We start from the raw sequence: 13,573 nt of genomic DNA on the forward strand, positions 1-13,573 counted from the left end.
ATTCAATCAGTTTAATTAATTCATTTTCTTGTATACTGAACGGCTTTCCTTCAGCGTCACTATACCTCTTTCCGTTTCTTTCTTCACCCGTATCAATATGCCTTCATCGTCATACTCATAGTAGGTAGCGAAATTATTTTCATCCATCTCCGCCATTACCCGCAGTGTTTTATCATCATACGCGTATGTTTTGATGTTACCGTCGTACGGGAAGATCCGGATATCGTCTATCGCAGCGGCAGGCGATGCCGGGATCTGTAACGTAAGCGCATTGTTAGCACCCAGGGGTATTGTGCTCATATCCAATACGCCTTCTACCAGCTTCCATCCTTCTACGATTGCTTTGAAATCGAGCGGCACCAGTGTTCCATTTGCGCGGACTTCTATGTTCGGCACTGTTGCACCTGCAGAACCGTCTTTCACCCAGGCGGAGAAAATGTATTTACCGTTGGGCTTCGGCTGAAATCCGCGGGGATACAATCCGTTTGTAGTCCTGGTCCTGTACTGCCCCAAGGCGTCTTTGTCGAGGTACGCGCCATCGTACGGTTTGTGTTCCAATGCGTGCACAGTCGTTTTCAGCTCCAGCGTTTTTGTCAGCTTCAGGGAATAGTTTCCACTATGCGCATCATCTGATTTCAGATAAGTACTGTAATCGCTTCCGAAGAATTTATGCAGGTCGAATTCATTCATGCTGCATCCTCCTGCCCCGCAAATACTGTTGAATCCGTAGTCTTCAAATCCATCATAATAAATCTCCCTGTTCATGGCATTCGCTGCCACTGCTACAGGCATGGCCCCACGGTAACCAAATGCCGCACTCGAATAGCGGAGCAATGCATCTTTATTTTCCTGCTCCTGACCGTATTTGTCGTATAATGTTACATAGCGGCTGGTGACCCATTTATCGCTGTCCGGTGCTGCTACCCATTTGAGGTTAATAGCATCGAAATACCAATATGGTTTGTAATTTGTCAGATAGCCACTGTTGCGCAGATTCAGGCCAGCGCCTTTATTTTTGAAGATCTGCTGATCCGTCCGGTTCACTTCGTAAACCTTTTCCTCCGATACTCTCCAGTTTCCCAGGAAGCCCAGCACGTAAGGATTAACAACGCCCGAAAGCGGCGTGGCGTCACAAACAAACGGAAAGTTGCACAGGCTTTCGATACTGCCTGTAACACAGGGATACCGGGATACTCGTCTGTTATTTCCGTCGAGGATATAGGTATTCACTGCAGGATTGGGTGACACCATATTTAATGTACTGAACGCTGTATAACCAGGTACCTGCGAATCGGCCATCACAGAGAGGTCGTCCGGCGATTTGCTATATACCTCCACTCCTATTCCACCAGGATTATCTGTAGGACTCGAACCCGGGATAACAAAATTATAGAACTCAATACGTATGGTATGCTTTCCGGCGGTCAGGCTAATCGGTATAACGTACCATTCTCCCCAATAACTTATACTGTTGTTTATATAAGGCGTAGAAACCCGGAGTACGTCGTCTATATAAACTTTTACCAGGTCATCCGCCGCGTAGCCAAGTGAACAGGAACCTCCGGTAGCCATATTAAAGCAACCTTCCATGCCCATCCATACCCCTGTTACTCCCTGCGAATTTTTAAGCCATACACTAGTCGAATTCAGTCTGCCACATGTACTAACAGATGAAGATGAACTTAAGGTTGATACACTTGCGGCTTTTGCATTACTATTGGTACCGGTGCCGGCTACACTGAATGTCTGCGTAGGCGGCGTAGTACAATCCCCTCCCCAGAACCAGCTCTTCTTAACTAATTTAGTACCGTCGGCACGCTGGAATATTGCACCATTGATTCCTGCGTCTGGTTTAACTGTCGACCTTACTACCTGCAGGGTGTCATTGGTATTTTCTACTGCATACAATTCACAGCGGCTTCCATCCTGGCTTACCACGTATCCAGCAGGGCAACTGAAGCAAACAGGCGCTCCCCACTCTTCTTCATACAGTACGGCTTTTGTATCTATCACTTTAAACGCGCTTGCATCTGAGGCAGAGAACACACCCAGGCGGTTTCCATCTACCGGATTCTTCAAACATACCACGGTGGCAGCGGCCGCATTCAGCTGATTGCGGTAACCGGATCTGTATACCTTCAGATCGCCGGAAAAATTGGTATATACCTTTCCCTGATCATCCACCAGCCGGATCCTGCTAACAGGGTCTGAAGATGTCGGAGAATTAAGTATCCAGCATCTCCTGCTGGCACGTATGTCAATCAACTCGTCCCCACCGGTGAGCATGCCTGCATATTTATTTGCTACGATACCACTGGCATCAGTCGTAATTCCTTTCAGCACGGTATTCGCGTTTTTGTACGCGCCCGACATTTTTCCGTACTTCCAGTATGCCGGCAGGGTGACTGCAAATACAGGATCATTGAATTCATTGTTAGTACTGGACACCACCACCTGGCCTGTATTGCGGTCAAATATCAGGTTATTTGTAGTAGCCGTGGAGCCATTAACGGTTTTCACCACCTTTTCCAGGATACCCGTCTGCTGTACCGTTTTTAAAACCGAAGCCGTGCGGAGAAGCTTATAGTCATCATTTGGTCTGAAAGGCCAGTGAGGAATGGGTATCGACCATGGACCAAAGGCAAGCACATCCACTCCTGACTGCACAGAAGTTCCCCTGTTAGCATTTTCCACTTCGCGCATATCTGTCACCAGTTCTATTTCACGTCCCAGTGTTTCCGATTGCCAGATCTGGCCGTTTTCATCTATCGTTGTAACCGTATTATTCAGTTTCCTTTTATCACCATCTAATGGATCCGATTTATAATAATATACTGTAGAAGACACCTCCGATCCACCCTGGTTAAATACCCTATCAGCCTTTGGCTTCCCATGCATATCGTTCAGCTTTATCACATATCCCTGCGACATCGCCAGTTCATATACCATAGTGCCTCCAAAGAAATCGCCCCGTCCGGAAGGTCCTCTTTTCTGTACATCCGGCCGCTGCTGTACTTCTACAATAACAGGATAATCCCTGGCGGTATAAAATTCGTGTTGTATCCAACCTGTAGTTTTCAGCGGGTCCGCATTACCAGAGGCATCGAGATCCTTTACAATTACCTTGCTGTATCCTATCTGTGGCGCAGGGAACAAGCTCTCCCCGAAAGGTTCTTCGACATAGAAAAAATTCGTCAGTGTACCTCTCGACTCCTGGCTATAAGGCACCGGCATGCGCATGGGATTTTCATCTCCGCCAATAGCTGGTTCATAGGAAGCCACCCCGCTACTGATAAGCGTTCCATTTGCATTGGTAGTCCGGTACTCGTACTGCTGTCCGTATGTTGCGCCAGGAGCGGTACTGCTACTCATCTGATCCCATCCGTCCGACATATAGATCTTCCTTACACGGGCCGGTCCACCGAGTTTGATACCATCGGCTTTTACCATACGGGTAAAGCTTTTACCCAGATTCACATTTATACAGAAATCATTATCACGCGCTCTTTCGTTGAAATTCTTCTTTAATTCCGACAAGTTACCAATGGCGTTTACAATTGCGTTCAATGCCCTTTCTATTCCCGTAGCCGACTTGATCCTGTCTTCATATCCGGGATATGCATACATCGGATATTCCAGCCGCATTCGCTGCCAGGCCGCCATGATGAACGGGTTTGCTGTTACACTTCCTTCCGAAACATCCTTAAAAAGGATATTATAAGTACCGTCGCCATTATTCCGCACCTTGGTCACTTCTCCATAACAAATAACATTATCGAAACTTCCATCGTCCTGGCTTGTTGCATTGTCCGTAAAATTTACATTCAATTTGGCATAGCAATCATTCCTTCCATTGAGATAGTCATTCACAAAATTCTGCAGAATTGCGGCATCATTAGCGCCACGTAACGGGCCTGGTGCAGCTATTTTAAAACCGTGCGCATCACGCAGGCTGTTAGTTGCTGTACCTGTACTATCAGTTACCAATGCCTTTATGCCCATCATTTGCATTGCCTTACGGTCCTGCACATACGCATAATCGCCCGATTCATATTCCACATTGATAGTGCCTCCTGTTGGCAATGTTATATTGGTAAGATTCCACTGCCTGACATTGCTGTTGGCGAGACTCGAGTCCTGTATGGTGTATGGGAATTCATCATTCCTGAGCTGCCCGAACCCTCCGGTGGCATTGTTAGTAGAGGATTTGAAAATACCCCACCTGTCGGAAGAAAGCGTTGAATACCCGGTATTGTACTTATAATCGAATACATAAGGATGATGTGCTCCTTTCTTTGAAGTACCATAGGTGAAGTAAAGACTCTTTAACGTGTTCTTACCGCCGCCATTGATGCTGTTTGGTATACCAGGACATAATGAATAATCATAGTTAAGTACTACCGTCTTGATCGGATGTATCGGATCACTTTTGGAATATAACCTGATCTCCTTTAGCCGCCGCTGTTTCACCCCGGTATTGACTGTTCCTGCTACCCCGGTCACTCCGAGTGCATCGTCCCTGTCTTCTGTAAGGAAATAAGCAATCTTTGTTTTTGTTTCGATAGAATTGAGATACCAGAGTTCTTTCTCTCCATAAATTACAGCGCCTTTATCGTCAGTCGGATCTGCATTCAGCATGCGATTGTATAAAGCTTTTCCCGGAGTCATCGGGCTACGCCATTTGAAGTTACCGGTAACCTTTGAATAATTAAATTTCACTGCGGTTCCCAGGTCATCATCAGTAATGCCATCATTGGTTACATCCACATAATCAGGACTCAATATTGCAGTTAACAGGTAAGAAGAGGCATATGGAGGCTGTGTTTCGTGCTTATAGTAATTATCTTTCCCATAATTATGCAGGATCTCTTCATTGGTATCCACATCCATTTGTATCAGATTCTTCGACAATGCCTCTGCATTTTTATACGCAGGATTCACCGCAAAGGTGTACTCATCCTGGCGGGTATTATAAACAGGCAAGCCGTAAACAGCGCGTTTTCCATCATTTTCCGTTACAGTGATCTCTGATATATGATGAGGTTTTCTCAGCGCACCATCTGTTCTTGATATGGTTTGCGATACCTGCGGCCCACATGGTGGAACTGCGGGGATCGACGGTCCATAGAACAAGTAGGAGGAAATAGCCTTGGAAGGAACCCTGGCTGCTTCCTGCGCAGTCAGGTAACTTACAGTAGTACCCCTCAATTGCCGCCCGCTTTTTTTGAACGGCGTAGCCGGCGTATATACGTTACCGTATTTATCATGCAATTGCCTGGTGGAGGACCTACCATCGAGACTAACGGCTACTACTTTTTCTCCCTGTATATTGTTCACAAAATCCGGGTCTTCTGCTGTCTGCTCTCCCATTAATTTGAAGTATGCCTGTTCTTCCTGTACTTTAGTACTGTCAGAGCTGTAATCTGCCTGTGACAGGAAAGCATTACTGGAACGCCATTTGCGGGTTACATTGGAAACTGTCTGCTTATAATAGTTTACCCCTCCATGGAAATAGCCTCCAAATCCAAACTCTGCACCGAGGGTAGTATTGTCGGCCTGATCTTCAGCTGTAGGGTCAAACACTACACCGGTATTACCTCTTTGCAGTCTGAACTGACCGCTCCCCATCTGGCTGGTATAAGAAAAAACATCCGGCGTACTAACAGGCACCGGCAGGTTCGGCAATTTGGGGATAATAGGATTCTCCTTCTCCCTCATAAAATCCATTACTGCCAGCGGTAAATTGGTACCCCTATCCGCATACAGGTAACCGTACTCGGGGTTATTATGATTTTCAGATAACACTGTTTGTTTGGCCATATAGCCCGTGAGGCCGCTACCACCGAAAATACCCATGGCATGCCCACCGAGTGTGATGCTGTATTCCTGATAGGTATTCTTAAAGCCAAAGTTGATTCTTGGAGTAAAGGGAGGCGTATTATAGCTATAGGTATATTCGGCGAGATCGCTGCGACGGGAGAAGGTGGCACCCAGTGTCAGATCCTTCAGTCCTTCCCTGGTATTATAACCAAGATTTGCCGAAAGACCTGGCTGGCCTTCCGCGGTATAAGCCATTAGTTGCAGGCCCCCGCTTACTGTCACACCATTGCTGGTATTGGATTTCACTTCACCTTTTAACCCTGCCTCCATGAATCCTCCGGCAATATTGCCCAGGGTCAGGCCGGCATTTGCGCCAACCTCTGCACCAATACCTGTATAGTTATCGCTGAAAACGCCTAATGAAAGGCCCCCACCAAGCTTTATCGCATTGCTGCCAAACAGCTCTGCTCTTATCATTCCTTTTCCTCCATAGGTTATCCTGTCTGCAAGCGTTTGTTTCGTCAGGAGATTGTCACCGGAAAAATCGTCCGGAACTCCCCTGAGCTGGCGGTTCACAGCCCCCACATTCAGGTTCCAGCCCAGCCCCACCCAGCTGGCCTCATCATCTATACCGGCACCGGAAGCGTAATTCAGATTAACGGGATAACCATCTACGTCTAATAAGGGAATATTATATTTAAATGATCCCGAAAAGAGATCTACCATATCATTCGCGTTATAGGCAGCAAACTGCTTATGCTCGGGCTGACTTGGCCCTGAGGTCAGGGCAAACGAACGAAACGGGATAAGCGTTTCTGTTGTCAACAACGACAAAAAAAACAATGCCAGCGCCTTCTTTATTTTTATATTCTGGATAATCATAACCTGCAGCTTAAAGAATCAGTTAATTGGATATATTTCTTCTGCATGGGGAACACCAGCCTGGTAGAAGTAAACAGCCAGTCTTTATAAATCACAACTGCCTGTTGAACTGCCTCCAACGGCTTTCTTTCAAAAATCACCAGGTATTCTATTCCCCGTGCATTACCATTCGCCACCCTGTCCGCCTGCAGCGGCTTCAGGGTATCATGGTTCAACACAAGCTGGAAAACAGTGTCCAGTCCGAAACTGGCCCGCTTATCGTCCTGCTTTTTCTTCTCTCCTTCCTCGTTAACGGGAAAGACATTTATCTTAAAACACATTTCATCATGATCAGCTTCCTGCATCCTGCCATTCATACGTTCCCAGCATTCAGGCAGATAGGTAAGCTTTACTACTGTGCCGCCTATACGTTTTTCCTGTACCAGGCCGTTCTTCGGATCATTCATGGCCGCCTTCAGGCTGTTTTTGTTTCCTGATGTACAAGCCGCCATCATTAACACCACAGGCGCTACCAACGTCATTGCCTTACTTATCATTCTGCGTCGTTTTTATATAGGAATCTTAATTGTTTCATTTCTCCATCGGGCAGCTTCACTGTCAGCTGATAGTAATAACCATCAGTAAAGGATCTGTTATCAGAGATATCTATGATCAGGTGATTCCAACCGCGCTCCAGTGTCACTTCCGGCAGATGCTTTACGACTTGTTCCGGTTTAGTGATGCAGCTGATATTATACTGTAGCTTCGTTTTGGCATACACGTTTTGCACCGCAAATAATACGCGGCCTCTTGCCAGGTAAAAGTTCCCTTTCACCAGGTCATCGATATTGCGAAAACTTTCAGGGGTTGTGGTGCGGGAGCTGTCGGTACAATTCACTTTGAAGGTCCACATCTCCGAATTTACCAACAGCATTTCTCCCCGGTAGGCGCTCACCTGCCATATATACTCATGGCCTTCCTGTAATTCTTTTGCTCCCGGAGGGAAGAACAGCATGGGCAGATTGATATATTGCTGATTGATCAGCGGAAAATTATATCTCAGTGCTTCTGCTTTTGCCTGACCAGGCTTCAATTCTGTCAGCAACAGCCGGTACTGCATTCCGGGTATCGCCGGCAGCACCGGTTGCCAGTAAAATGGCGGCCGTTTGTCGCAGATGTTGTCTCCATCCACCGGCGACGCCAGGATCAATGGAGAAAACGGCTGCAGGTAGTAATCAAAGCATTGAACGCCTAATGGCTCGCCACCATGACTGGCGCCGTCCTGCAATTCAAAACAATATTCATACTCTGCTTCTGTAAAATAGCCCGACTGCCGGCATACATCTGCTATTTTGTTGTTGCCAAAATTGATACTGGCGCCGGCTAATATGCCTCCTGGCAAAGGATTGGTTCCGGGATTTATTTTAAATGATGCCGTTTTAATGGTAACAATCTTTCCTGCCTGTGGCGATGTTACAGTGATCTGCAATTTTACATCCCGTTGCTGTGTTGCCGTAGAAACCACTCTTGCCTGAAAAAGGCCATCAACAGTTCTTCCGTGCACTTCTGGCAGAAACACAAATGATACCTGCGCCCGGGCCGCCATAGCGGATAACAGCAGTACTACCATTATCCAATGTTTAAACCTCTTCATATACTATCTGTTCAATTGATAATTTAATGCCAGCTGCGTGCTGAAGTTTCCAAAAAGATAATTCTGCGCGGTGTTCATCAGATTCTTCCTGCAGTCTGCAAACAGGCTTACATTCAACCGGCCGGCTAAACTGGTGTTGATCGTTTGCCTCAATCCCACCTGTCGTACCACATCTTTATTATCCAGGTAATTAATTCCACTTGTACAATTCAGTATCTTCCCCAGCTGATAACTCCATCCTGTTTCCGCGGTGAATAGATTGCCATACAGGGCATTGTCTTTTATGTCTTTGTTGTAAAACAGGCCAACTGTCAGCACATGCGTATTTATCACAATACTGTGGTTAACATTCAGGTTTAGCAACAGGCTTTTTAATGGCAGTATATTCATCTGCTGCAGGCCAAAGGTGCTGTTGTTTGTTTGCAGGAGTGAGAATAATTTTCCGCTGAGTTGGGAAGACACATTTATCTGCCTGTTCAGGTATCCGGGCTGTGCCAGACCATCACCAGTATGCTTCATAACCGACTGGCTCATGCGGGTAGTCAGTGAGAAATTCTTCTTTACCCTTATGCGCGCATCGATGGCATACTGCCTGTTTCTCCATCCTCCGGCGCTTATCGCTGCCGTTTTCATATCCATCATATCAGTGCGGAAACCCAGGGTTAGTCTGCGTTTGTTCCAATGGCGCCTTATATTCAGCCCATAGCGTATTGTTCCCCGGCTTCCTCCCGGCGATGCGGGATTCGTATAGGCGAGACCGGAGTAGTTGAAATAAACACGTTGCGACATATTCGCCGCCTTCCATTCGCCATTGTAATCCATTCCGGCGGAAAACGTCTGCCAGAAATCATTCAACAGGGTAAAGGCAGCTGTTTTGGAAGTAAGCGCGTAGCTGTTGCCCACGGCGGCGTTATTGAATTCGTTGTTTGATTTTGATATATCAGCGGTAATAGTACCGTATTCACCTAAACTGATTTGCTCCGAGAATGCACCTACAAAAATGTTTCTCTTCAGGCTATTGGCATTGAAAGGACCAAATTGTTTGTTTCTCGTATTCGCATTCACCATAGAAATATGGCTGTGCGCACCATCAACATCTCCCTTACCCATCTGCAGGAACTGTATTGCATAAGCGCCCGGATCCAGGGAAGATGCAAAGTTCAGATCCTTTATATCGCCGCCCTGCCGGGTACCACCGAAGCCCAGCTGAAGGAACTTATTATTATTCAGGAACGCACCCTGGAAACCCGACATGAACAGATCCTGTACACCTCCCTTACTGCCACTGGCTGCAATATTTCCTATATTCAGGCTCTTGGTCTGCAACAACAATCGTTGCAGGAAATTCAGGGGAAGCAGCTCACGTATATTGCGTTTAGAAGACTCCCGATCATCCAGCAATGTTTGTACATGCTGCCCGGTTGCCCGCTGGGCTGTCATCAGCTCCCGGGCCTGCAATCCCTGGTTCACGGACTGTTTAAGGGAGCTAACCTTATTGAGATATTGACGTGCTGCCATAATCGTTTTACCATGAGGAGATGAATAGAGTGAACTGTCAGCCCATTTTCCATTCAAGTCCTCTTCCGTAAGCTGAAGGCGCTTGTCATCGAGCATCAGGCGTTTCAGTTGACTACTATCGAGGTATATCAGCTGCTCCGGAGATACCAGCCCATTAAAGATTCCGGCCTGTCCCGGATCTACCATCGCATTCATCTGCTCTTTCAGCTCATCAATCTGTTGTGCTGCAAATGACTTTACAGCTGCCGAAACATCTATATCACCCAAAAAGTATTTCCTCAGATCATAAGCCTTATTGAGATACCCGTTCATTCGTTGCATATAAGCGTCTTTGTCGAACGAAAACTTTTTGAGATGCTGATCAATCAAACTTCTGTCTATCGGCGAGGTGGCCGCCATATTATTATAGACTATATTCACGGGGATATTTCCTATCACCAGGTTATCTTCTATCTGTGCGCCAAAGCCGGATTGCAGCACGGCACCGGGGGTATTATCATAAAACGCACTTCCGGAAAGTACTTTCACCCGGTTACTGTAGGCGTCTTTCTTCATAAACGACAGTGCTGCTGTTTCATTTCTCAGGGCATAAAAGCCTCTCAGCTTTTCGGCCATATAAGAAGAAATCCTGGAAGTATCTTTCAACAACCGAAGCCCTTTGTTTATTTCCTGCAAATGTTTACTGCCGTAAAGTTCAGCTACATGCTGATAAAAGAGTTGTTGTACAGTATCTTTCAGGTATGGGCTATGCAATACTTTCCCGTTTGGAAGTACTGGCTGTACTCTGCTGTTCAGGGAATCTATCAGAACCGTCTGCAATACCGGGTTGCTCCTGAGCAACGTATTATAATACTGCCGGGACTGTTTAGCTTTCCCTGCCTGCTGCCCCCAAAGCGATATGGGGAGGAACAAGACAATGGTAATTGGTAAAATTCTTTTTAACATAGTATCAAAGGTATTAGGGGCCTGTCTGCTGCCATTGCTACCGCCAGCGCATAGGAAATCCGCCCGGTACTCTACCGGTAAATTCAACACAGGCACGGGTAATTAACAGCTGCAGTTGGCTGCCATCACAAAATATCAGCAATCTTAATCAACAGGAGTAATTATCAGGGCTAAACACACTTATAGCTAAATTCACAAGACATTTTGCTTATTATCTAAATGCTCAGAAATAACATCGCTGCTGGTTCAATAAAGCTTTCAGCGAAAACCTGCGGAATACATACAAACATTATGGTTCATTTTCATGATATAGGATTTATTGTACAGAAATTATTTGACTCTTTTATTTCGTGGTTAACGAATTCATAGTGTATAAAGGTTCTATTATTGTGGTATAAATATACAATAATAAATTTCATATCAAAATACTCAGGTAAAAAAAACTTCTCACATTAACAATAACTCTCAACCGACTTTCTGACCAATATTACCGACTTATTAACCTTTGATCCCAGTCAATATCAGCAGACATTTGCACTGTCCAAACCAGCATAGACTCCTATAAGGCGAAATGGTTGTAAATTAGATAAACAGAAAACGATCCATGGCACACAAAAAGGGGCATGAAAGAATTTTCACGCAGGCCGACTTCCTTCTGGAAAACGGCTTCCATGACAAACGCGCCAAAATAGGGCTGGCCATTTTATCGGATATACAACTTTCAGATTACGATAACATCAGAACAAATTTCAGATCAGACTTCACCAGTATAATATTGGTGCAAAAAGGAGAAATAAAAGGGATGCTCAACAGAACAGCGTTCACCGTAAAGGAAAATGAATTGCTGCTGGTATCTCCTAATACCCTGAAAAAGCTGATATACGTGGATAAAAATTCGGTGGTTTCAGGTCTTAATTTTACACTCGACTTTCTCGTGGAGATAGGCGTGCCAACGAATAAAATGGAGCTGTATGACTACTTTACTTCCAAATATTCGCCTCACTGGAAACTGACAAAAGAAGATGCAGCTATACTGACGGCGCACTTTCAGCGGCTTTCCATCAGGTCAGACAACCTGCTGGATGAGCAGCCGTTCTCAAGAGAATTGCTGCATCACACGTTCTTTCTTTTTCTTTACGAGCTCGCTGCTATGAGCACGAAATATACGGAATTGAAAAACCCGAATATTTCACGGAAGGAAAGCCTGGTAATCAGCTTCTCCAACCTCGTACATCTGGAGTTCCGCCATCAGCGGAATGTACAGCAATATGCTGAACAACTGTTCGTAACACCCAAGTATCTTACGGAAACAGTAAAGGAAATAACCGGGAAAAGTGCGGGTGAGGTGATAGATGACATCGTCATGCTCGAAGCCAAAGTATTACTGGAAGATACCCGCCTTAGCATTGCAGAAGTGGCGGAAATGCTGCACTTCAGTGACCAGTCTTTCTTCGGAAAATATTTTAAAAGACATTCCGGCGTATCTCCACGCGAGTTTCGCCTCGTCAATAAATGATATTGTTACTCACAGTGTAACAGTTGTAGGTTTAACAAAACAGGCCGAAGCAATCATGCTCTGGCCTTTTTTCGTATATACATTACCGTAGTAATCTAAAAGAAACCGACTTTCAGACCAGAATCACCGATTTATCAACCTTTTCCCGCGCATTACTCACCACTAATTTTGCGGAGCAATTTTGTATTAATCATCGTAACAAATTCTGTTTATGTCAATGACATTCAAACCAGTTCCCTTTTTATTGATGGCTGCACTGCTTGCATCCTGTGGCAGCAGGGAAACCCAAAAAACGCAACAGGCAGCAGTGAAAGTGAGCGTGCTAAAAGTAAGCGCCAGCCAGCTCCCCCGGGAATTGTCCTATTCCGGATCTATAGAACCGGATAATACTGCTGAAATTGGATTCGCCGTACCTGGTGTTGTAAATAGTATAGCAGTAGAAGAAGGTCAGACTGTTAAACAGGGACAATTACTTGCATCTCTCGATGCTACTGAATACAGCAATGCCCTCGCCATCGCCAACGCGGGTCTCGAACAGGCGGAGGATATGTACAACCGCCTTAATGAACTTTATCAGAAGAATAGCCTGCCGGCAAAGGATTATATTGATATCAAGACTAAACTTGCGCAGGCCAGAGCCAACAAACAAATCAACGCCAAGCGTATCGCCGATAGCCGCCTGTACGCTCCTATCTCCGGCATTATCACCGCGCGGAAAATTGAACGGGGCAGCGCTGCGGCTCCGGGCATGCCTGCATTTACCATCGTAAAAACAGATATGGTATACGCCAAAGCGGCCGTTCCGGAAAGTGAAGTGGGTGCTTTATCACATGGGGGTATTGCTACGGTTTATATCCCAACACTGGCCGACAGTGTCAACGGAAAGGTCACTATCATCAATCCCCAGGCGGATGCAACTTCCCGCACATATAATGTCAAAATAAAACTAAATAATAATAATGGCAGGCTTCTTCCCGGCATGTTAACGGAAATCAAAGTAAATACCGGCACTGTTGTGAACAACATCACCATCCCCGCAACCGCTGTTATCCGGGATGCCGATGACATCACCTACGTATTTGTTACCAATCCCCAGCAGAAAGCTGTGCGGAAACGCATCACCGTTGGCGGACTTACAGGAAAGAACGAAGTGGTGGTAACCGATGGACTGAAAGAAGGTGAACAATTAATTGTTGCCGGCCTTTCCAACCTGAAAGACGGCTCCGCCATCAGCCTGTAATTCGTTCGTACGAGCCATT

The 13,573-nt window shown here is 45.8% G+C and carries 6 protein-coding genes; 2 read left to right on the forward strand and 4 right to left on the reverse strand.

Features of this window, described 5'->3' with window-relative positions; all coding sequences use genetic code 11:
- Positions 1–15: 15 nt before the first annotated feature.
- From UNH61_RS20975 to UNH61_RS20990, 4 genes are read right to left on the reverse strand one after another with little or no spacing between them, the layout of a single operon-like run.
- Positions 16–6,702: a hypothetical protein gene (locus UNH61_RS20975; RefSeq protein WP_326993959.1), complete on the reverse strand. Its 6,687-nt coding sequence runs from the start codon at positions 6,700–6,702 to the stop codon at positions 16–18.
- Entirely contained in the window at positions 6,699–7,238 is a 540-nt protein-coding gene (locus UNH61_RS20980; RefSeq protein WP_326993960.1) for a hypothetical protein, read from the reverse strand. The genes UNH61_RS20975 and UNH61_RS20980 overlap by 4 nt, the downstream gene beginning before the upstream one ends.
- On the reverse strand, positions 7,235–8,335 hold the full coding sequence (locus tag UNH61_RS20985) for a hypothetical protein (protein WP_326993961.1): 1,101 nt from the start codon (positions 8,333–8,335) through the stop codon (positions 7,235–7,237). The genes UNH61_RS20980 and UNH61_RS20985 overlap by 4 nt, the downstream gene beginning before the upstream one ends.
- A gap of 3 nt (positions 8,336–8,338) precedes the next feature.
- Positions 8,339–10,798 carry a hypothetical protein gene (locus tag UNH61_RS20990; RefSeq protein ID WP_326993962.1) on the reverse strand — a complete coding sequence of 820 codons (2,460 nt, stop codon included), beginning with the start codon at positions 10,796–10,798 and terminating at the stop codon, positions 8,339–8,341.
- A gap of 604 nt (positions 10,799–11,402) precedes the next feature.
- Between UNH61_RS20990 and UNH61_RS20995 the strand changes: the two genes are divergently transcribed.
- Positions 11,403–12,314, forward strand: a complete 912-nt coding sequence (locus UNH61_RS20995) for a helix-turn-helix transcriptional regulator (RefSeq protein WP_326993963.1) — start codon at positions 11,403–11,405, stop codon at positions 12,312–12,314.
- Positions 12,315–12,525: 211 nt separating this feature from the next.
- Positions 12,526–13,554, forward strand: a complete 1,029-nt coding sequence (locus UNH61_RS21000; protein ID WP_326993964.1) for an efflux RND transporter periplasmic adaptor subunit — start codon at positions 12,526–12,528, stop codon at positions 13,552–13,554.
- The last annotated feature ends 19 nt before the right edge of the window (positions 13,555–13,573 follow it).

The organism is Chitinophaga sp. 180180018-3 (assembly GCF_037893185.1).
In the GTDB taxonomy this organism is placed as follows: Bacteria; Bacteroidota; Bacteroidia; order Chitinophagales; family Chitinophagaceae; genus Chitinophaga.

Excerpts from the sequence above, each read along its gene's own strand:
- UNH61_RS20990 (WP_326993962.1), bottom strand. The coding sequence starts at position 10,798 with ATGTTAAAAAGAATTTTACCAATTACCATTGTCTTGTTCCTCCCCATA.
- UNH61_RS21000 (WP_326993964.1), top strand. The coding sequence starts at position 12,526 with ATGTCAATGACATTCAAACCAGTTCCCTTTTTATTGATGGCTGCACTG.
- UNH61_RS20985 (WP_326993961.1), bottom strand. The coding sequence starts at position 8,335 with ATGAAGAGGTTTAAACATTGGATAATGGTAGTACTGCTGTTATCCGCT.
- UNH61_RS20995 (WP_326993963.1), top strand. The coding sequence starts at position 11,403 with ATGGCACACAAAAAGGGGCATGAAAGAATTTTCACGCAGGCCGACTTC.
- UNH61_RS20975 (WP_326993959.1), bottom strand. The coding sequence starts at position 6,702 with ATGATTATCCAGAATATAAAAATAAAGAAGGCGCTGGCATTGTTTTTT.
- UNH61_RS20980 (WP_326993960.1), bottom strand. The coding sequence starts at position 7,238 with ATGATAAGTAAGGCAATGACGTTGGTAGCGCCTGTGGTGTTAATGATG.